The organism is Bacteroidota bacterium (genome assembly GCA_041658205.1).
Lineage (GTDB): Bacteria > Bacteroidota > Ignavibacteria > UBA10030 > UBA8401 > UBA8401.
This window is the reverse complement of record JBBAAO010000001.1, coordinates 581,174-602,268: the sequence shown is the minus strand read 5'-3', so window position 1 is coordinate 602,268 and position 21,095 is coordinate 581,174. Positions and strand designations below refer to the sequence as shown.

19 protein-coding genes are annotated in these 21,095 nt (G+C 41.1%); all 19 read right to left on the bottom strand.

Annotated features, from left to right (window positions below; all coding sequences use genetic code 11):
- Positions 1-3 precede the first annotated feature (3 nt).
- The 19 genes from WDA22_02375 to radC all read right to left on the bottom strand — a co-directional run bounded on the left by WDA22_02375 (position 4) and on the right by radC (position 21,095).
- On the bottom strand, positions 4-825 hold the full coding sequence (locus WDA22_02375) for a purine-nucleoside phosphorylase (GenBank protein ID MFA5832299.1): 822 nt from the start codon (positions 823-825) through the stop codon (positions 4-6).
- On the bottom strand, positions 825-1,352 hold the full coding sequence (locus tag WDA22_02370) for a DivIVA domain-containing protein (GenBank protein MFA5832298.1): 528 nt from the start codon (positions 1,350-1,352) through the stop codon (positions 825-827). Before WDA22_02370 ends, WDA22_02375 begins: the two co-directional genes overlap by 1 nt.
- 11 nt (positions 1,353-1,363) lie before the next feature.
- Positions 1,364-2,062 (bottom strand): YggS family pyridoxal phosphate-dependent enzyme, encoded by a 699-nt coding sequence (locus WDA22_02365; GenBank protein MFA5832297.1) that lies wholly within the window; start codon positions 2,060-2,062, stop codon positions 1,364-1,366.
- 243 nt (positions 2,063-2,305) lie between these two features.
- A complete protein-coding gene (locus WDA22_02360; GenBank protein ID MFA5832296.1) occupies positions 2,306-2,788 on the bottom strand; it encodes a universal stress protein in 483 nt (160 codons plus the stop codon).
- A 21-nt stretch (positions 2,789-2,809) separates the two neighbouring features.
- Complete coding sequence (locus WDA22_02355) at positions 2,810-3,028, bottom strand: hypothetical protein (protein MFA5832295.1); 219 nt, start codon at positions 3,026-3,028, stop codon at positions 2,810-2,812.
- The gene (locus WDA22_02350) at positions 3,028-4,383 is read right to left on the bottom strand and encodes an acetyl-CoA hydrolase/transferase C-terminal domain-containing protein (protein ID MFA5832294.1); all 1,356 of its coding nucleotides are present in this window, start codon (positions 4,381-4,383) and stop codon (positions 3,028-3,030) included. The genes WDA22_02355 and WDA22_02350 overlap by 1 nt, the downstream gene beginning before the upstream one ends.
- Before the next feature lie 3 nt (positions 4,384-4,386).
- On the bottom strand, positions 4,387-4,653 hold the full coding sequence (locus tag WDA22_02345) for a ferredoxin (protein ID MFA5832293.1): 267 nt from the start codon (positions 4,651-4,653) through the stop codon (positions 4,387-4,389).
- A 12-nt stretch (positions 4,654-4,665) separates the two neighbouring features.
- Positions 4,666-5,472 carry a TonB family protein gene (locus WDA22_02340; GenBank protein ID MFA5832292.1) on the bottom strand — a complete coding sequence of 269 codons (807 nt, stop codon included), beginning with the start codon at positions 5,470-5,472 and terminating at the stop codon, positions 4,666-4,668.
- 198 nt (positions 5,473-5,670) lie between these two features.
- Positions 5,671-7,509, bottom strand: a complete 1,839-nt coding sequence (locus WDA22_02335; protein MFA5832291.1) for a phosphoenolpyruvate carboxykinase (GTP) — start codon at positions 7,507-7,509, stop codon at positions 5,671-5,673.
- Positions 7,510-7,649: 140 nt separating this feature from the next.
- Positions 7,650-10,163: a choice-of-anchor B family protein gene (locus WDA22_02330; GenBank protein ID MFA5832290.1), complete on the bottom strand. Its 2,514-nt coding sequence runs from the start codon at positions 10,161-10,163 to the stop codon at positions 7,650-7,652.
- Complete coding sequence (locus WDA22_02325; protein ID MFA5832289.1) at positions 10,063-12,102, bottom strand: FG-GAP-like repeat-containing protein; 2,040 nt, start codon at positions 12,100-12,102, stop codon at positions 10,063-10,065. Before WDA22_02325 ends, WDA22_02330 begins: the two co-directional genes overlap by 101 nt.
- Positions 12,092-13,201 carry a 3-dehydroquinate synthase gene (aroB, locus tag WDA22_02320; GenBank protein ID MFA5832288.1) on the bottom strand — a complete coding sequence of 370 codons (1,110 nt, stop codon included), beginning with the start codon at positions 13,199-13,201 and terminating at the stop codon, positions 12,092-12,094. Before aroB ends, WDA22_02325 begins: the two co-directional genes overlap by 11 nt.
- Positions 13,194-13,751, bottom strand: a complete 558-nt coding sequence (locus WDA22_02315; GenBank protein MFA5832287.1) for a shikimate kinase — start codon at positions 13,749-13,751, stop codon at positions 13,194-13,196. Before WDA22_02315 ends, aroB begins: the two co-directional genes overlap by 8 nt.
- Positions 13,752-13,824: 73 nt before the next feature.
- A complete protein-coding gene (locus WDA22_02310) occupies positions 13,825-14,514 on the bottom strand; it encodes a hypothetical protein (protein MFA5832286.1) in 690 nt (229 codons plus the stop codon).
- A 19-nt stretch (positions 14,515-14,533) separates the two neighbouring features.
- A complete protein-coding gene (locus WDA22_02305) occupies positions 14,534-16,624 on the bottom strand; it encodes a peptidylprolyl isomerase (GenBank protein ID MFA5832285.1) in 2,091 nt (696 codons plus the stop codon).
- Between the two features lie 132 nt (positions 16,625-16,756).
- Positions 16,757-18,652 (bottom strand): excinuclease ABC subunit UvrC, encoded by a 1,896-nt coding sequence (uvrC, locus tag WDA22_02300; GenBank protein MFA5832284.1) that lies wholly within the window; start codon positions 18,650-18,652, stop codon positions 16,757-16,759.
- 655 nt (positions 18,653-19,307) lie between these two features.
- Positions 19,308-19,712, bottom strand: coding sequence for a methylmalonyl-CoA epimerase (mce, locus tag WDA22_02295; protein ID MFA5832283.1), 405 nt, complete (start codon positions 19,710-19,712; stop codon positions 19,308-19,310).
- Positions 19,713-19,775: 63 nt separating this feature from the next.
- Positions 19,776-20,345 carry a pentapeptide repeat-containing protein gene (locus WDA22_02290; protein ID MFA5832282.1) on the bottom strand — a complete coding sequence of 190 codons (570 nt, stop codon included), beginning with the start codon at positions 20,343-20,345 and terminating at the stop codon, positions 19,776-19,778.
- Positions 20,346-20,375: 30 nt separating this feature from the next.
- Entirely contained in the window at positions 20,376-21,095 is a 720-nt protein-coding gene (gene radC / locus WDA22_02285; GenBank protein MFA5832281.1) for a DNA repair protein RadC, read from the bottom strand.

Genomic DNA, 21,095 nt, shown 5'->3' with positions numbered 1-21,095 from the left:
CTTTTATAGTCTCGTTACTACTTCTTTCATGATAGAGGTCAATTTCGGTTCCGCTTCATTCGCCACAGCAATCACTTCTTTCAACGAAACCGGTTTTAGTGCATCGGGAAAACATTCATCGGTCATAATGGAAAATCCAAGCACTCGCATAGATTGATGCACTGCAACAATCACTTCAGGAACAGTGGACATCCCGACAACATCCGCACCAATGCCCCGTAAAAATCGATACTCCGCTCTTGTTTCTAAATTCGGCCCGGAAACAGCAACAAAAACACCTTTTTGCAATCTAATTTTCAGATCGAGTGCCACTTTTTCTGCAAGGGAAATAAGTTCACGGGTATACGGTTCGGTCATATCTGGAAATCGGGGACCGAGTTCATCGTCATTATGGCCGATCAGCGGATTATCACCGAGCAAATTGATATGATCGGTGATGAGCATAATATCCCCCTTTGAAAACAACGGATTCATTCCCCCTGCTGCGTTGGAGATCAATAACGTATTTACTCCAAGAAATTTCATCACGCGAACAGGAAAGGTCACTTGTTGCATCGAATACCCTTCGTAGTAATGAAATCGTCCCTGCATCGCTACAATATTCTTACCGCCGAGTTTCCCAAAGATCAATTTCCCTTTATGAGATTCAACAGTAGAAACTGGAAAATGAGGAATCTCAGAATAATCGATCACCGTTTCGATCTGGATCTCTTTCACCAATCCGCCCAGACCGGTGCCAAGAATGATGCCAATTGACGGCGTCGACTGCGTTTTCGTCCGTAGGAATTGGATCGTCTCGTTAATCTGTTTTCGTAAATCTGACATTATAATTTTTTTAATACATCATCAATTTGAAAAAGTTCTCTCCCTGTTCCCTGGCTTTGATCGCGTTTATTCATCTCCTCATCTACTTCAAGTGCTTTAATTAACTCAACTTCAGAATTCAACAGTACTTTCAATCTACTAACCAGAGCTTCTTTCTTTGCACGCAGATTGGTCACTTCCTCTTTCGCTCTCATCACTTCCATACGGGCGTAATCAACAATCTGGCTCGCCTTGAGTTCGGATTCCTGAATGATCAGCTCCCCCTCTTTTCGTGCATTATCAATTGTGCGGGCACTGTTTTCTTGTGCCTGCATTAATACTTGCTGCAGATCCCGTTCTTTCTGTTTATAATCGCGAAGCTGCACTTCATTTTCGATTGCCAGTTCACGCATCTCTTTTGCCTGTTTCAACAAGTCTGCAAATTCTGCAGAAAGTGTATCCAAAAAAGCATCCACTTCTACGGAATCATACCCGCGAAGAACTTTTTTGAATTCTTGTTTCTTTATATCCAGTGGAGTGAGCTTCATACTTCCTCCTATCAATGAATGTTTTTTGTTCTTGCCCCAAAAATTGCTGTCCCGATACGAACCATGGTTGAACCCTCTTCGATTGCCGTTTCGTAATCGTGTGTCATTCCCATGGAAAGCACAGTCAATGGCTGTTTTAAAAATCCGGCGCTGTTTGCTTCGGTAAAGATCGATCGCAATAGTTTAAATGAAATTCGTGATTCAGCTTTGTCATCCGTAAATGGTCCAATCGTCATCAATCCTTTAAGGTTCAGATTGGAAAAACAGCTAACGGATTGAATCAATGCTAATGCTTGATCTGGTTTTACACCAAATTTTGTCGCTTCTTCGGATGTATTCACTTCAACAAGAACATCAATTGTTCTGCTGTTCTTCTCTGCACGTTTTTGAATTTCAAACGCAAGACTTTCACTATCCACAGAATGGATCAAATGAATCCAATCCGCAATATACTTCACTTTATTCGACTGCAAATGACCAATAAAATGCCATTGAATGTTTTTATCTAGCAATGCATTATGCTTTTCAAGCAATTCTTGAACATAATTCTCACCAAAATCAATAACTCCTGCATCAATTGCTTCAAGAACATTTTTTGCACCAAAAGTCTTACTTACAGCAATGAATTTCACATCTTCAGGATTTCTACCGGTGCGGATGCACGTTTTTTTGAGCGTTTCCTCAATATTTTGAATGTTTTCGGCTATCATCCTTCAAGGTTAAGTGGAAATATATGTGTTTATCACCCTAAAAACAATAAACTTCCGTAAAATGAATGATAACGTTATCTACAACACAAAAAGTGTTTTTTTATGCAATTAGTGAGAGTATAGGATCACACTGAGAAGAGTCTGTCTAAATGGGCTATTTTGACGAATGGTTTTTAAAGCAAAAATCCCTTTGATATTTTCAATAGCAAAGGGAAGGGTGAAGAGTACCAATATGTATTAATATTACTTTCTTCGAGTATTTTTTCTTGGCGGGACTGGTACACTTTGCGATTTAACAGTCAATACCGGACAATGCGCTGTCCTTACCACTCGTTCTGCGACGCTACCCAAGACAACATGGGGAATTCCGGTTCTGCCATGAGTGCTCATGATGATGATGTCGATGGAGTTTTGTTTTGCATATTGTACTATTGATTGAGCAGCGTTCCCTTCCGTTAGTACGACGTTCAGGTTTTTAGAAAAATCCTTTTTGAACGTATCTGAAAATTCCATCAGTCGTTTCCGTTCAAACGTAAGGATCTCCTCTCGAAATTTATCGAAAGTGAGATCAACAGTATGATAGGCAACAGATGGAAGGTTATCGACACTATAGAACAGGGTCACGGTTGCTTTTTCTTTTTTTGAAAGCCATGATGCATATTCCATTGCAGAGTACGAAGCAACGGAAAGATCTGTCGTCACCAAAATATTTTTTATAGAAATCATACGAACCTCATTACCGACCGTTCAGGCTTTCTTGACTTTTGTCAGGGATTGCATTTGTTCCCCCAGCTTGGATAATCTGGAACTGACCTCCTGCATTCTTTTCCGGATTTTTTCATAATCCAAAGGATATTGCGGATGTTCCTGATAATAATGAAGGACCTTCTCTACTTCGTATGAAAGCTCTTCTATCGCTCTTTGTTCGGCAATAAGTGATGTGACTTTTTTATCGATTGAATCCATTACGCTCTTTCCTTAGAGTGATATGATGAACTGAACCATTGTTCAAGTTCTTGACGCACAGTGGGATGAGCGATCGCGATCAGCGCTTCCGCACGCTGCCGCAGAGTCTTCCCCTTTAATAATGCAATTCCATATTCCGTTACAACATATTCAACATCTCCCCGCGTTGTTACAACGCCGGCTCCCTGCTTCAGCATCGGCACAATGCGTGAACAGGCGCCTCCTGCTGCCATTGCAGGAAGAGCTATGATCGCTTTCCCGTTTTTAGATGCAGCGGCACCGCGGACAAAATCTAATTGACCGCCAAATCCGCTATAGATCTGTGTTCCGATAGAGTCAGCACATACTTGTCCGGTAAGATCAATCTCGATGGCAGAATTAATAGAAACAATTTTTTCATTCTGGCCAATCAAGAATGGATTATTCGTTGAATCAGTCGGCAATAATTTGATTGATTTATTTTTATTCACAAACTCATACAGCTTTTTTGACCCCAGCACAAATGTTGCGATGGAGTATCCGGGATTGACTGTTTTTTTCTTGTTGGTAATGACCCCTTTTAACATCATTTCCATCATTCCGTCGGAAAACATTTCTGTATGAACACCAAGATCCTTTCGTCCATCCAGCGCTCCCATGATAGCATTGGGAATCCCCCCTATTCCCAATTGTAAAGTAGAACCGTCTTCGATAAGCGGGGAGATATAATCGGCAACCTTTTTCTCAATCGCGCTGATCTCCGGCGTCGGTAATTCGCACAATGGTTCTGTATGTTCAACAATATAATGCAGCTTAGAAATTGGTACTAATGCTTCGCCATATGTAAACGGCATATCTTTATTGATCTGCGCAATAACCACTTTCCCCGCTTCGATTGCCGCTAACGAGGCGGCACATTCAACTCCCAGACTGACAAAACCCTCTTCATTCGGCACTGAAACCATCACAAAGACAACATCCAGCGGTATGATATTTTTATAAAACAAAGAGGGAATTTCATTTAGAAATACTGGCAAATAATCTGCAGAATGTTCCTTAATGGCTTTGCGATCAGCGGTTCCCACAAAAAAAGAGACATGCCTAATCCGTTCGCGTGAATTTCCCTCAACATCAAACGGATCTTTACCCAATAACAGAAGATGAAATACAGAAACATTTCGTAAATCCTGGCATCGTTGGGCAAGAGTTTTTAAGAATGTTTTCGGTGAAGCTGCGTTACCGCTGACAAAGACATTATCATTCGAATAGACAAGCGCTGCGGCTTGTTCCATTGAGATACATTTAGCAACGTAGTTGCTCCGCCAAACGGGGCTTTGCATTGAAGACTGAAGGATATCATTAATAGTCGATACCATATGCTAATCCATTCCTTGTTCTAAAATATCTGCTTTATCATGAAATGCTTTACTCGGACATTGGAGATACGCCCGTTGTAACACTGCCAATTCTTCTTCATTCATTGGCTGATAAATGATTGAACAACGTTGGACCATTGATAAAAAACCAATATTGCCCGGAGCAAGTGAAAAACAATTTCTGCAGCCGGCACAATGTTGATCGATGAAAAATCTCCCGAGTTTTTGACGAGATAGTTTAGGATTTTTAGTATCTACTCTTGCAATCATTATATTGAACGCTCAGTTTCTATCGATTAATTGAAAATTGAATTTGATAGCAACCCACACCTGAACCGGGCCACTGTTCATTACACCGGGTGTGAATCTATATTTCATTGCAGCATTGATTGCGGATTCATTAAAAATTGCTCCGCCATTTTCTTTAATCACTACTGCCTTTTTTGGTTTTCCGTTTTTATCCACAAGAATTTTCACCCAAACGTATCCTTCCATGCTTGAGCGACGCGCGATCTCTGGATAATCCGGTTTCTCCGCATAGACAACCTGCGGAATTTTTTCTACCGGAATAAATTCATTCATTCCGGGTTCATCATTTTCGATTGTCACACCTTCTTCAATGCGTACTTCGCTCCCCTCCCCGTCACCTTCCAGCGTTGCATTGCTGGTTACTGCGCTCATCTCCGCTTGTGTTGCAATTGTCTGTTCTGGATTAATTTCTGCATCCGGAACCGGAACAGGTGTACCAACTGTTGGTTTTGAAATCTTTGCTATACCGACTGCCGGCGCTGACATTGAATTTGTAATTGACGGTGGAGGTCCAAGTTCACTGTACTTGATAATCCTGATTCTCACCATCGGTGCATCATCTTCAAGACTACTATAATATTGTGCTGCGTAATATGTTCCTATCAGCGCAATATGAAACAACGCAGAGATGAATAATCCCATCTCTAAATTAATACCCAACCGCTTCTTAAGTTCTTTCCGGGCTTGTGCGACTGAATAATTCCCCGGGATAACAGTCGCAACAATCTTTTCTTTTGAATGGAATCTGATAGGTAAAGGATGATGAAATATCGTATTCATGACACCCTCCTTTCTGTTCACCGTATTCTTAAAAAGCAAACAGCGTACCGCAGAAAGTGTTGAATTTTTAATGATTTCAGCAGGTTTTTAGGTGTAGAATTTCAAAGCTGGGAAAACGCTGAATAGTTTCTTACTCGTAGGAGAGGTAATTGAAGAGAAAACCATCGGATTGTTTAAGCAATCCGATGGTTTGAATAACTAATATTCCGGTGCCATTTCCCATTTTTCCGGGGAACGCCAGAGCTGAGAGAGGAGCAAATCACGCATCAACATAAATTCCTTCGGAAGACGGTCATACATTTTAATGAATAGTTCTTCGTGCGAAAGAATTTCTTTTTTCCATAATTCTTTATCGACTGCCATCAATTCATAAAACTGTTCTTGAGAAATATCGTGCCAGCCGGTAAAATCCATATCTTCATACCGGGGCATCCAACCAATCGGACTTTCGATGGCAAATGCCTGACCATGGACTCGTTCAACCACCCACTTCAGAACACGCATGTTATCCCCATATCCGGGCCACAAGAAATTTCCTTCACTGTCCTTCCTAAACCAATTCACGTTGAATATTCTCGGCGGATTGTAAATTTCGCGTCCCATCCTTAACCAATGATTGAAATACTCTCCCATGTGATAACCACAGAATGGCAGCATTGCAAATGGATCTCGGCGAACTTCTCCCGTAGCTCCAACAGCTGCTGCAGTTGTTTCCGAACCCATTGTCGCGGCCATATAAACGCCGAAGTTCCAATTAATGGCCTGGGTGATAAGCGGAATTGTTGTGCTGCGTCGTCCGCCAAAAATGAAAGCACTGATTGGAACGCCTTGAGGATTTTCCCAATCTGGATCGATAGAAGGACATTGGTATGCCGGTGCAGTAAAACGTGCATTCGGATGAGCTGCTTTTTTTCCGCTTTCCGGCTTCCATTCATGACCTTGCCAATCCGTAAGTTTCGCGGGGGGAGTTTTCGTCATTCCTTCCCACCAAACATCGCCATCTTCTGTTAGAGCGACATTGGTGAAAATGGTGTTTTGTTTAATTGAAGCCATTGCATTCGGATTGGTTTTTTCTGACGTACCGGGTGCAACTCCAAAAAAACCCGCTTCAGGATTGATGGCATATAATCTTCCGTCCTGTCCCGGTTTGATCCAGGCAATATCATCTCCCACGGTGGTAACTTTCCAACCTGCAAATGATTTTGGTGGAATCAGCATCGCAAAATTTGTTTTACCACACGCGCTGGGGAAAGCTGCTCCAACATATGTTTTTTGTCCTTCCGGCGATTCCACACCGAGAATCAACATATGTTCCGCTAGCCAGCCTTCATCGCGAGCCATTGCAGAAGCAATCCGGAGGGCGAAACATTTTTTTCCTAATAGCGCATTTCCACCATAGCCGCTGCCAAAGGACCAGATACTTCGTTCTTCAGGAAAATGCACAATGTATTTATGCTCTCTATTACATGGCCACGTAACATCTTTTTGACCGCCTTTCAGCGGCATTCCAACTGAATGAACACACGGAACAAACTCACCTTGATCTCCTAAAACATCATACACCGCTTTTCCCATGCGTGTCATAATTTTCATATTAACAACAACATACGGTGAATCAGTTATCTCAACACCAATGTGTGCTATACGTGATCCGAGAGGACCCATGCTAAACGGAACAATGTACATCGTCCTGCCGGCCATACAACCATCAAACAATTTGTTCAATGTCGTTTTCATCTCTTTGGGATCGACCCAATTATTCATTGGTCCGGCATCGGTACGGCGCTTGCTGCAAATATATGTTCTATCTTCAACTCGGGCTACATCGGACGGATCAGAAAATGCGAGATAACTATTGGGTCGTTTCTTGGGATTCAATTTCTTGAATGTTCCACTCTTAACCATCTGGTCGCACAGTTCATCGTATTCTTTGTCAGTACCATCGCACCAGTGTACTTTATCCGGTTTTGTTAGTGCGATAATTTCTTTGACCCATTGTTTGAGCCGTTCGTGTTTAACGAAGGAGGGTATTTCCATGTCAAATTCCTTAGTGAATTGAATGTTGAAGATCTATTAGTAATAGAAACATACGACTATTTCGTTGTGAATTCAATAAACAAAAAATCCCTGAAATCACATCTGATTTCAGGGATTCATGTGTTCCACATGAAGAATTTCTACTTTACTAACATCAATTTCTTTGATTCAACGAATGCTCCTGCTTGAAGTCTGTAGAAATAGATCCCGCTCGATAAACCCACTGCATTGAATGTCACTGAATATCTCCCTGGAGTTTTTTGATGGTGAACAAGAGAAGCAACCTGTTTACCCAAAACATCGAACACACTGAGCGTGACAAAAGCCTGTGAAGGAATGTGATATTCAATTGTCGTCGAGGGATTAAAAGGATTTGGATAATTCTGGCGCAAAGCAAATGCTGCCGGTATTGCACTTTGATCTTGTGCAACATTCAATTGAAGATTCTCACCAAACGCAATATCATCCACAGAAGCTTCAAGGATGGAAGAATTACCTCCGTCTTTTGCTACAAATCGGATTTTCATTTGTTCCGTTACTGGAAGTACACTCTTTAAATCAATCCGATATTGTTTCCAAAATGGCTGCTTCCCGAAAATAGTGTTGGCTATCTTCCAGGTCTGGCCGTTGTCGTTTGAAACATCAACATAAAGCGTATCATCTTTTGCCGATGACCGTGAACTAAAAAATACCCAATACGTAAGTGTGGGAAGCGTCATGCCTTCCGGATTAAATGACGGAGAGGTTAATGTTGTTCTGTAATCGACATAATCCGTTGTGACAGAGGATCCCCCCGTAATAAAACACAATGTTCCATTGGTAGAATGATCTTCTTTTGGTTGAAGGGTATCTAAACCTACAACAGTCACATTTGGTTTTACCCGTTCCCATTTTCCTGATACACCAGAATCTTGTGGACTTCCCACCACCCATCCTCGGTCAATTTCAAAATCATCCAGACCATTTGGTGCTAATTGAATAGCAACATTATTGACAATTCCGCCAACAATGTTGACAGAAACTGTTTCCGCAGTAAAGCCCCATTGCGCGGCAACCACCGAAAATTTTCTCCCTCCCAACAGTGTAGGAGTGGAAAATTTACCGGACGAATCCGTTAATCCTTCAATCGGCGTATCGATGATTCTGATTCTAAAATCCCTTACCGGTTTTGCTGTCGCTTTATTGGTCACAACACATGCTAATGATCCACTCAAACTCTGTGTAAGAGCCACAGTAATATTCATTACCGAATCATATTTCATCAATATTTTTTGAAACTTTGTTCCATATCCCGTAGCATAGGTCGATTTGGAAAATGCCGCCGTTAATGTATCAGACAAAGCGCCAAACTTTATTTTACCTTGACTATCTGTGAGCAGTGTATCAAACCGTCCGGGAAGAACAACTTTCACGCCGCTGATTGGTACGTTGGTGGCAGAATCCACAACGGTAACAATTGCGCGTGCCGTTTTTATGGAACCATTTTGTCCAGGAAACTTTATCACAAATAATCCGCCGCTAATATCCGAAATAATCACTTTGTTCGATGCAAAATATGGGAATGTTCCCCATGCACCGATATAGTTGTTCACGGAACCATTAAATGTATCATAATAACCGACCTCGACAGGGATCTCGGGATATTTAAGATCGAGAATTCTTACTCCTTCTGAATAATGTGCTAAGTAACCATATTGGTCTTTAATATGAATATTATGGACGATCGTTTTTGGACGTGCTACATATGTCGCCACTAATTTTAGGTTCGTTATATCAGAACGATCCCATACGCGCAAAAGGTTTCCATTTCTATCAGGGTTGGAATTAACTTCATCGGTTGTCAGCACATATTTTTTGTCGACAGTAACGTCTGTATTATGCGTTCCAGAATATGGATAGTTCGTAAGACTCACTCGCTTGGGATTTGCTTTATTTGTCACATCAATAATATCTAATCCTTGTCCATTGATCGCCGCAGCATAGATCGTATCGTTCTTAATAACACAATCATGAACATATTGTGCTTCGTACTCACCAACTACCTTCGGAGCAATGGGATTTGTTAAATCCAGCATAACAACGCCGCCGCTTTTGTATCGTGAACCGTTGATATATAAATATTTTCCTTCAATGGAAATTGTATGCCCTGATGGAACCTGTGTTGTTGTTATCGTATTTACTAATTTCAGCGAATCGAGATCAATGATTTGAAGTCCCGCCCCGTTTCCTTCCGTAACCACATACGCATAATGCTGATACACTTTCATTTCACGCCATCCTGAATTAGGACCGGGAATAAAAGCAACCTCTTTCAACGTATCAGAAGTTATATCAACTATTTGAGTTCCAGTTTGACATCCAAGAATAGCATACTCTTTTCCCTCTGGAGAAACATAGCCCCAACAATTGGAATATCCGTTCGTCCCTCTGGTTCTCACTTGTCCAACAAATTGGACATTGAAACCTCCCTGTGCAGCACTAAACTCTGTACAAAGCAGCATTACGATAGACAACAACAGGTGACGTAACTTCAGCATTGCTTCTCCTTGAATTTTATTTAGATAATACCATGAGTTTGGTTTTGTTGTATAGAACATCTTTTGTTTCAACTGCAAAATGACAGAAATACGTCCCTGACGGATACTTCGTTGCATCCCAAACCACGGAATGTTCCCCTCGGATCATCTGTTCTTGAAGTAATGTCGCGATCTCCCGTCCTAACATATCGAATACCTTGAGTGTAATAAATGCATTGAACGGGATGCTAAATGTAATTGTTGTTGAAGGATTAAAAGGATTCGGATAATTTTGATATAACGTAATTTCGGATGGAATAGCCAGATATTCATGGATATTTGATGTTTTCACATTCTCATATAAGAAGATTCCCCCTTTCCCATTTCCCAAAAGCAGATCATCATCACCATCTGCATCTATATCCACAATTGAAGGAACAGTTTGTGTTTTTAGATCGATATTTTGGAATTTTTTGTTCACTAAATCGAATGTACTCTTTGTCTCTGAGTTTTGTTTGTAATGCCACACAACACCATCACTGTTTCCAATAAAAAGATCCAAAATTCCATCGTGATCAAAATCTTTTACAAAAGGAATGGCATCATTGCCGACATCAATCGAATTAAAGTTCATTTCCGATTGGTATGAAGGGGAAGTATTGGTGCCAATGTTTTTGAGGAACATCAATTGTCCGCCGCTGTTTCCAATAAGAATGTCAGTTTTGCCATCCAAATCGATATCGGCAACACAAGGCGCACTACTCTGGCCCGGAAGAAATGTTTCAGCGGGATGATTCTGTCGACTAAACGTTATTTTTCCATTAGTGCTTGTATTGATAAATGTTTTTAAGCCGCTCTCGTACGTCCCAGCCAATAGATCGGGAATATTGTTGCCATTGACATCTCCGGCCGCGATAGTAATATTCAAATCGTTATCCACACTAATCACCGAAGTTGGATTTGCAGAGTAAACCGGCAGTGATGCTGTGCCAATATTTTGAAAAATGGAAATTGTTCCACCGCTTGATGAAATACATAGATCAATATCTCCATCGCCATCGAAATCCGCTGCGGCTACACAACTCCGGGAGCCAACATCAATCATTGGAATAAAATTTTTGGATTCCAGAGTGTACAAGGGATCTACGTTAGAACCGATGTTTTTATAGAACATAAAATTATTGTAGTCAACGTTTGGGAAGACACATCCAACCATTAGATCGATAATGCCGTTACGATCGACATCAACATGCTGAGGGAAATTAAAACCAAATGATGTAATGACCGCTTCGTTTGGATAGGTGGAATCGACAAGAGTAATGTTTGCGTTTTCTTTTGTTCCGCTATTTTTTAAGAAATATAAACTAGGGTTAAAATAGTCTCCCCAGAAAAGATCCATCACTCCATTACTATCAACATCAAAAAATTCAATTCCGCTAGCTCCGTGTTGAGGTTTAGGAAATGTTCCTGGTCCCCCTTGAATATTGATCCCCTGATAGGCGCTTGTAACGTAGGTGAATTGCGGAGAAAATTTTGTTCCTATATTCTTGTAATATGTAATCGATCCAATCGATCCACCGGTGAAAAAATCATCATCACCGTCTCCATCCATATCGGCAAATGTCGGGATGCTGAACCGTTCACTGAATAATTCAATCCCAGATGTATCGAGAAGAGAGGCTGTCGTCAGTTGAAAATTCGGCGAAGTGCTGGAACCAATATTAGTGAACAATGACACTTCAGAAAAACTGCCGTTCGTCAAGCAATCATTATCCCCGTCTCCATCAATATCAAGAAAATGGAACCATGAACCGACAATGATTCCAAACGTGCCGTTTGGTTCCAAGCGATAGCTTCCATTGAGATTTCGATAGAACCATAATTTCTCATCCCTATCAAAAATAAACAGATCTTTGTCATTGTCTCCGTCAATATCCACAAACTGAAATCGCGGAGTATCAATACCACCGGCAAAGAGATTTGTTCCAAATTTATGAGGATTCAGTTCAAAGTTTTGGGCCGAGAGAGTGTGCAGAAAGGAACAGCATATGAAAAAAGAGAGGATATTACGAACCATACATCTTTAGATAATCGATCGAATGGTGAACATTCTGTTCAGTTACGCTCATCGGCAAGGTGACTTTTCCAATCTTCCGCGGGAGTGTCATTCTGATTGATCCGTCTTTCACTTTTTTATCTTTTTTCATTGTAGCAATGAGTCCGTCATATTTTAATTTCAACGGCGTTAATGATGGAAGAGGGATTCTTTGAATCAATGATTCGATCCGTTCTTTCTCTTTCAATGATATCATTTCCATTTCACACGCGATGTGCGTTTCAGCAACCATTCCGTAAAGAATTGCTTCGCCATGCTTCAAATATCCGTACCGACCAGAATGTTCAAGTGCATGACCGACAGTGTGCCCGAAGTTCAAAATTGCCCGCAAATGTGACTCTTTTTCATCTTTCGCAACAACATACGATTTCAATTCGCAACTTCTGCGAACAAGATTTGATAAGATCGTCTGTTGGCCGCTAAGAGCTTTTTCAAGATTGTTATCAGTGAAATCAAATAATTTTCGATCAAGGATAATTCCATATTTCACCACTTCACCCATACCGCTAATAAGTTCTCGTTTTGGTAATGTCTGTAAAACAGAAGTATCAGCAAGAACAAATAACGGTTGATAAAATGCACCGATCATATTTTTTGCAAGGAGATGATTAACACCCACCTTACCACCGACTGAACTGTCCACTTGAGCAAGCAATGTGGTGGGAATCTGCACAAAACCAATTCCTCGCTGATATGTTGCGGCAACAAATCCTGCAAGATCGCCAATCACTCCACCACCGAGGGCCACGATTGTTGATGATCGTTCTACATTCCACTCCAATAATTGCCGAACAATTTTTTCAACCGAACCCAACATTTTCTGTTGTTCGCCTGCCGGCAGGATAATCGAACGAACATGATATTTTCTTGATCTCAATGATTTCTGGACAATGGAGAGATGATGACGTGCAACATTCTCGTCAGTAATGACGACAATGGAAGTTCCTACATGATGATGAGAGAAATACTTTCCGGAGTGTTTCAAAACATTGCTTCCGATATAAATCGGATATGAACGTTTTCCCAACGGGACGTTGACGATATGTGTTGATTTAGTCAATAAAGGGAGAGAGTTTTTTTGCAAGTTCATCAATAGTGTGTCCGATCTTTTTATCATCAGTTGAGATGATAACATCGGCTTGATTATAGAATGTTTCCCGAGCACCAAGCAGCGTTTCGATCTTTTTTACCAGATCATCTCCGTCAAGCAGGTTCCCATCATCATCACGCAGCATAGGACGATCACTTTTTGTCCGTAATCGTTGATAGATATGATCAACATCGGATTTCAGATACACCAGTACTCCATTCTCTTTCACCAGCTGCAATGTTTCATCGTTGGTCACCGATCCGCCGCCTAAGGATACAATAGTCATGGCGCTGGACAAAATCTCTCTTAACGTTTCACGTTCCAGCATCCGAAATTTCTTTTCCCCTTCGGAGGTGAATATTTCGCTGATTTTACGATTCTCTTTTTTTTCTATCAGCATATCAAGATCAATAAACTGAAATCCAATTGTATTGGCAAGAATGGGCCCGACGGTACTTTTTCCGCTTCCCATGAAGCCAGTCAGGAAGATCAACGATACATGTTCTTTATGATGTTTCATTTTTCTTTAGCAAAAAACAAATTCCCGCCTGTGTTGCAGCGGGAATGTTCCAGAGTATATTGTAAAATTACAATTATAACGTGATGACCAACCCACCGGCGTAGTTAACACCGAACAGATTGATCTTTGTAACATATTCTCCTTGAGGGAGTTGAATTTTTTTGCCTTGATAATCGGCAGCGGTTTGATCAAACTTTGTTGTAACATCGAAATGCGGGTCACGGAACTTAATTTCAAACCGCAGACCAATACGCGCGAACAACTGATAATCAATCCCGGTCATCACATGTATTCCAAAATACGATAGGGACGAAATTGTCGCTGCTCTCACTTTGGCTATGGAAAAATTCCTGTCGCCGTCGTACGTCCCAAATCCCCCACCAAGATAAAACCGTATCCGTTCACTGCTGATCGGAACAACATAGTATCCGCTCAATTCCATCGCTGTCAGTTCAAATCCCTCTTGAAACGGAATCGGGATATCACTCTGCAAATAATAGACGTGAACCAGATCGAGTCCCCCGACTTTCTCAACGGAAAAACCGAGATAGAACCGGTCCCACAAAATATTCCATCGAACGTCCATTCCGTATCCCAGATTCGAGGTCAGCGTTCGTTCTTCGCTGTATGAATTAGGACGATCGATATTGTACAAAAACCTGGTGCTGGTGGTGAATGAACCTTTCAACGACAAGGAAAAATTTCGTTCATTCGCAGCAAGTACACCAATCAACAGTATATGCAGCAGAACTAATTTCTTCATTCACCCTCGCAAAAAACATTTAACGATAGAAGGTATCTCGATTATCTTCAATATCAGTCGTTTCTTTAAGTTTCTCAAGCCATTGCGTCAACACACGTTGGCGTTTTTCTGTGACCATTTGTGTTGAAAGCATATTTTTCATCGATTGGAAACCTACCGAATCAAACGGGGATTTGCTCAAAATTTTCATCAAATAAAAACCGCGTTTTCCTTCGACTGGGGGAAGGACTGTTCCAGTTTGTCCATTCTTTGCTGCGCCGCTAAAAGCATATTCACGGCCAATGGTTGGAATGCCGCCGCCAAATGTAAAATCTCCGGTTGTTTGAATGGAAACATTCGCGTCAGATGATAGAGACATCAAATCACCATTTTGTCCAATGGAAGAATATTTTTGTGTAACAATATCTTTCAATTGAGACATCTTCTTTTCACGTAATGCACGACCGCGGAGAGATTCTTTCACTTCATCAAATGGGCGAATTCCCTCTTTTTTCACTTCGGAAATTTTTACGACAGCATAGCCGTTATTCACTTGATAAGCGTCGCTGATATCTCCAAGATCATTTTGGAAAGCAAATTTGTTGATCGATTCAAATTGTCCAAGACCAGGAATGTACGCACCTTTTGCAAACTCTGTTGACTCAAGAACTTTCAATCCTGCAGATTCCGCATCCTTTTCAAAATTTCCTTTTTTTGCAATGTAGGCAAAATCTTGTGCGCGCTGGAATGCCTCTTCACGCGTGGAGGAACTTGCTTTAATCGGGATTGTGATTGTGGCAACTTTCAATTCGCGGGAATCACGGCCTTCAATTTTAATGATATGGATTCCGAATTGAGTTTTCACTGGTCCGAGGATTTGTCCGGGACGTCCAGCCAACGCAGCCGTTTCAAATTCCTTTACCATTCTTCCTTTTCCGAACCATCCAAGATCTCCGCCGGATGTTGCAGCAGCGGGTTCCGTTGAATATTGACGGGCAAGGGACGCAAAATCTTCACCACGATGAGCGCGAGCCATTAATTCGCCGGCAAGTTTCTTCGCGGAAGTTTCCTGTTCAGGCGAACCTGCATTCAAAAGAATATGACGTGCTTTTACAAATGCATCATTGCTTTTCTTTTCTTCCAACACTTTGAAAATGTGCGCACCTTCAAAATCCGAAACAGGACCGACAACATCCCTTACTTTTGATGAGAAAATAGATGTTTCCTTTTCCTGTGTCAATTCGCCGTGTTTAAAGAACGACGGTTGCGGTGAGGTTTCAGAATAATCTTTTTGAACTTCCATGAAATCAATTCCGGATTTCACACGAGCAAGAATGCTGTTAATTTCATTCAGCACTTCAGCAGAGTCTCTTGAGGAGGGCTGATCACTGAAAAAAACATACTTTAATTTCCGCATTGCAGGTTGTTTGAATTCATCGGTATTTTCGTTGTACACTTTTTTCATATCGTCGTCGGTAAGCATAACCGAATTATCGGCAACATATTTATCCGGATCAAAAAATGCATACTGCACATTTGCCTTCATGTTTTGATCGATGTATCGATCACGCACTTCGCCATCGGTGGCACGGACTGAAGCAAAAACCACGGACTGCATTTTTTCGGCAAGGCGCTGTTGACGCAAAGCACCTTCCACTTGAATCCAGACCTGTTTATTGCGGGGATCATTCAGAGCCTGATCATATGCATCGCGTCGAAATTGTTTTGTTGAATCACGAAATTGATCAACCAGGAATTCCGGAGGATTTTCGCCACGGACCCAGTCAATAATTTCTTGATCGGTCACCGTGATGCCAGCACGTTTGGTTTCGCGTTCAAGTAAGGACTGCGTTACAAGATTATTCCAAACCTGTTCTCGAATCTGTCGCAGCATGTTCTCATCAGGATCCTGATTTGACTGCTTTTTATACTGTTCCGACTGTTGACGTACCAGATCTGAAAATTCTTGATATGAAATTTTTTTGCCGTCAATCACACCAATCGTATCGCTTTGACGCGACATACCGAGGTAATCCATACCCCACTCAAATACGATGGTAATGATAAAAACAACAACCAAACCGACAAGAATAATCGGCATATTGTTTCGCATTCTTGACATTATAGCCATACTGCCTTACAACTCCTTACTGCAATATTGTGAAATTTCGAAAATTTTCATGTTTGTAAAATTAAAGATAACCGAAATAGCCCTGAAAAACAAAGAAAAATTACATGAAAAATCCATGGGGAAGGAAATCTATTACGAGTTTTCCGAGGGATGTTGTTCAACTGGAATCGCATCAGTATCAAAATATTCCTGTATTTTTTGTGTAGTTTTTTCTCCGACGACTTCACCCAGTTGTTCTACCGTCGCAAACTTAACACCTTGCACAGAACCAAAGGCTTCCAGCAGTTCTTTCGCCCTTTTTTTTCCAATTCCTTCAATCAAATCCAATTCTGTCTGAAGCGTACGCTTATCCCGCAATGAACGGTGGAACGTTATGGCGAACCGGTGTGCCTCATCTCTCACTTGCTGTAACAATCGGAGCGCCGATGATGATTTGGGTATTGGAAGCGGATCACTTTGGAGCGGAACGAAAACTTCTTCCAACCGCTTTGCTAAGCTGATAATAGGATGTTGTTCAAGGTGTAACTCTTTCAGTGATTCAAGTGCGCTGGAAAGCTGCCCTTTCCCGCCATCAACCATAATCAATTCCGGCAATTCCATTGCTTCATCTAAAACGCGTTTGTATCGACGGTAGATAACTTCTTTCATGCTTGCAAAGTCGTTCACATCGGCAGGAGCGACTGTTTTGATCTTGAACTTTCGATATTCGCTTTTTTTCGGTTTGCCATCTACAAACACAACCATGGAGGCAACGGTTTCTGTCCCTTGAAAATGGGAAATATCGAAACACTCAATCCTGCGTGGCGGTTTTTGCATTCTCAGATCGCGCTGTAACGAACGGACTGCCGCCGGAATAAAATCTTTCTGCTTTAATTTTTGCAATTTTAATTCGTCCAGAAGAAATTTTGCGTTGTTCTTACACATTGCTATCAGTTTGGAAAGTTCTCCTCCTTCGGGAAATACAAACGATACACCACCGCTGCGACGAAGCGTAAGCCATTGTTCAATCACCGTTCGTGATTCAATATCGAAAGAAAGAATGATCTCTTTGGGAACATCGATCGCTTCCAAATAGTACCGTTGCACAAGTGTTTCCAATATCTCACTATCTGTCTTCCCTTCCACACCATTCATATAATAATGCTGACGCCCGATCACTTTTCCTTCACGAATCTTAAAGATTACTCCGCACGCATCGTCATCCTCCGTGGCAACGGCAACGATATCCCTGTCTCGCAATTCAACATCAACTACCTTTTGTTTGGATGAATAGATTTCTAATTCTTTCATCCGATCGCGGAAATAGGAAGCCTCTTCAAATTTTAATTGTTCCGCCGAGGTCCGCATCTGTTTCTCAAGTGATTCCAAAACAAAAGTCACTTTCCCATTCAATACTTGTTCAACATTGGCGATCATAGTATTATATCGTTCGCTTGACACTAGGCCTTCGCATGGGCCTTCACATTTTTTTATGTGGTAATCCAGACAGACTCGCGTTTTTTTCTTTGCAATAAATTCTTCATCAATGAAGAAATTGCAGCTGCGAATCATAAAGATATCTCTGACCGTCTTCAGCGCAGCGCGCATGGTGTTCACATCTGTGTACGGACCAAAATACCGTGAGCCGTCACGTTTGATTCTGCGGGTGACAAATACGCGCGGGTACGGTTCGTTTGTCACAACAATGTAAGGATACGATTTATCGTCTTTCAGATTGACGTTGTATCGGGGTTTGTGAAGTTTAATGAGATTTGCTTCCAGGATCAGCGCTTCCACCTCGGAATCTGTGGTGATGATCTCAAGATCAGAGATCTTCGACACCATGGACGCAATACGTGGTTCATGATTGCGTGAATGATGGAAATACTGGCGCACGCGGTTGCGTAGATTGACTGCTTTCCCAACGTACAAAATCACCGCTTCTTTATTCTTAAATTGATACACACCGGGACTTACTGGCAGGTTATCCAACTTATCCTGAAGGTCGAACTTATCAACAAACGATATTTGGATTGGTGTGTTTTCCATTAATACGTATTTTTAAAAACAAACGTAACTACTTAGCGTTTATGATTTTTTGCCACAAAAAAAAAATTTCATCACCTTTTTGGGGTAATTGTTCAAATTCTTTTTGTCTGTTTTCGTAAGTTGGTGGCATGTTTTTGAATTTTTATGTACAACCCATCTCAAGAATGAAACTATTGCCATTCTGAGCAAGCCTTTGATGTTTTTATACTAAGCGCAGCGAAGAATCTGATACTATTTTCAGATTTCCTGCCTGTCCAAAGGACACTTCGGTGCGGCAAGCAGGTTCATCCCGATAAACAACATCGGGATTCAGACCGTTGTTTTTGTGTTTTTGAGATGACTTCTAATACTGCTGAGAGTTACAAACGAACAAAATCCACATCATTGTCATTCCGAATCCACTAAAGGTGGACGAGGAATCTCGAAAAGAGATTTCTCAGGTACCCCTTCGGGCTGCGTTCGAATCGACAACACAAAACCATTTAAAGTTAATGAATATCCTCGCGGCAAGCCGCGAGGAATCTTGTCATGTCCCGCCTTTCGGATTCCGGTGCCGAAGGCATCACTTTGTAGACTTTCGCCAGAATGACGCCGCAAGCGGTGGGTCTACGACCTCGTAGAGGGAATTAGACCCTTAAGAGATTAAACGCATTCTCTATTGCATTTTCTCACACAGCTCAATCAAAACTCCGTTTGCGGATTTTGGATGGATAAATGCAACCCAATATCCATCTCCACCGGCAGAAGGGACATCACTCATAAACTGAAAATTGTGTTTTTTCAACCGCTCAATTTCAGATTTTATATTTTCCACTTCCAAGCAGATGTGATGAATCCCTTCACCCCGTTTTTCGATAAACTTTGAAATGGAAGAATCTTCCGAAGTTGATTCAATAAGTTCTATCGAACTCTCTCCGACAGGAAAAAATGTGATCGTTGCTTTTTGTTCGGCCACCGTTTCAGTATGCGGTGAGGGTTGTTCAAACAATTTTGAAAAAAGATCGGATGATATTCCAAGATTCTTTACAGCTACACCAATATGGCTAATTTTTTTTATCATATTTGCTACTCATTGAATTTTCACTGTCAAATCATTCACATCGGATGAAATCACGATTTGTTTTTATTCTATTTCAATATCGTATTTATGCAATAAACCAACAATTCCAGTCGTTGAAAATTTCGCTTTCTTAATACGATTTATTTCTGGATCAATCGAATAATTATACGAAGTTCGAAAATCTGCCTTAACCAATACAGTTCTTTCAAATTTTGCTCTCATAAGGTTACAGTTATCAAACAGTGATTCGCTCAAATCACATTCACTAAAATCAACTTCTTGGAGAGAACAATTTTTAAATTTCGTTTTTTTTAGACTGAGCTTATTAAAACTGGAAAGGTTAAGGATACATTCTTCAAAATCGGCAGAAAACAGAATTTTATTGCACTGTTCGAACTGTAATCCTGAAAGCTTACATTCTTTGAAAATATTGTCTCGAAAGACTGAATCCGTTATTTTTGCTAAACTAAGATCACATCCATGAAATGTACAATCTATAAAATTAACATTTGCCAAATCAGTTTTCAAAAAGAGGCAATTTTCAAAGGAACAGTTTTCATATTCACCTTTCACAAATCCCTTCCGAGAAAAGTTGATTCCCTTAAATGTTTTGTCTTCAAAGATATGTTTCATCATTATTCGTCAATAACCCAATGGCAGGCATTACATCAACCCGCGTTCCATCAAACTCGTATATCCGTCCCCGCCGATGATGATATGATCGTGCACCGAAATACCGATGATTTTCCCTGCCTCTACAATCTGTTTGGTGATGGAAATATCTTCTCGACTCGGTTCCAGATTTCCACTGGGATGGTTATGCAATAAAATGACACTGGCGGCATTATCCAAAATAGCTTCGCGAAAAACTTCACGAGGATGCGTCAACGACGAATTAAGCAAACCTTTCGTGATGATACGATCCTGAATGATCTTGTTCGAACTGGTTAAGCTAATAACCATAAAGACTTCCTGCTTTAAATCCCGCAGCTGAGATCCGAATCGCTTCTGAATATCTCCCGGAGATTGGATCGGTTTATCCAACTCTGTCTCTTTCCAAGTGAACCTTCTGGCAAGTTCGAACGCCGCCACAATCGTCACAGCTTTTGCCGTTCCGATCCCTTTGTTCTTTTTTTGTTTAAGATCTGCGACAGAGAGTGAACCGATATTTCTGAGGGATTTGTATTCATGGATGAGTTTTTTGGCAACATCCACCGCCGAGATATTTTCCGTACCAATATTAATCAAAATTGCTAGAAGTTCAGAATCCGAAAGCGAAGCGGCACCATGCTTCATCAATTTTTCGCGCGGGCGTTCGTCTTCGGGCCATTCCTTAATGGTGGAATATCGAATAGGTGGTTCATTGATTTTTGTGCGAGGCAT

Coding starts and splice junctions, on each gene's coding strand:
- WDA22_02375 (MFA5832299.1), bottom strand. CDS start 825: ATGTCAGATTTACGAAAACAGATTAACGAGACGATCCAATTCCTACGG.
- WDA22_02370 (MFA5832298.1), bottom strand. CDS start 1,352: ATGAAGCTCACTCCACTGGATATAAAGAAACAAGAATTCAAAAAAGTT.
- WDA22_02365 (MFA5832297.1), bottom strand. CDS start 2,062: ATGATAGCCGAAAACATTCAAAATATTGAGGAAACGCTCAAAAAAACG.
- WDA22_02360 (MFA5832296.1), bottom strand. CDS start 2,788: ATGATTTCTATAAAAAATATTTTGGTGACGACAGATCTTTCCGTTGCT.
- WDA22_02355 (MFA5832295.1), bottom strand. CDS start 3,028: ATGGATTCAATCGATAAAAAAGTCACATCACTTATTGCCGAACAAAGA.
- WDA22_02350 (MFA5832294.1), bottom strand. CDS start 4,383: ATGGTATCGACTATTAATGATATCCTTCAGTCTTCAATGCAAAGCCCC.
- WDA22_02345 (MFA5832293.1), bottom strand. CDS start 4,653: ATGATTGCAAGAGTAGATACTAAAAATCCTAAACTATCTCGTCAAAAA.
- WDA22_02340 (MFA5832292.1), bottom strand. CDS start 5,472: ATGAATACGATATTTCATCATCCTTTACCTATCAGATTCCATTCAAAA.
- WDA22_02335 (MFA5832291.1), bottom strand. CDS start 7,509: ATGGAAATACCCTCCTTCGTTAAACACGAACGGCTCAAACAATGGGTC.
- WDA22_02330 (MFA5832290.1), bottom strand. CDS start 10,163: ATGCAACGAAGTATCCGTCAGGGACGTATTTCTGTCATTTTGCAGTTG.
- WDA22_02325 (MFA5832289.1), bottom strand. CDS start 12,102: ATGGTTCGTAATATCCTCTCTTTTTTCATATGCTGTTCCTTTCTGCAC.
- WDA22_02315 (MFA5832287.1), bottom strand. CDS start 13,751: ATGAAACATCATAAAGAACATGTATCGTTGATCTTCCTGACTGGCTTC.
- WDA22_02310 (MFA5832286.1), bottom strand. CDS start 14,514: ATGAAGAAATTAGTTCTGCTGCATATACTGTTGATTGGTGTACTTGCT.
- WDA22_02305 (MFA5832285.1), bottom strand. CDS start 16,624: ATGGCTATAATGTCAAGAATGCGAAACAATATGCCGATTATTCTTGTC.
- uvrC (MFA5832284.1), bottom strand. CDS start 18,652: ATGGAAAACACACCAATCCAAATATCGTTTGTTGATAAGTTCGACCTT.
- mce (MFA5832283.1), bottom strand. CDS start 19,712: ATGATAAAAAAAATTAGCCATATTGGTGTAGCTGTAAAGAATCTTGGA.
- WDA22_02290 (MFA5832282.1), bottom strand. CDS start 20,345: ATGAAACATATCTTTGAAGACAAAACATTTAAGGGAATCAACTTTTCT.
- radC (MFA5832281.1), bottom strand. CDS start 21,095: ATGCCTCGCACAAAAATCAATGAACCACCTATTCGATATTCCACCATT.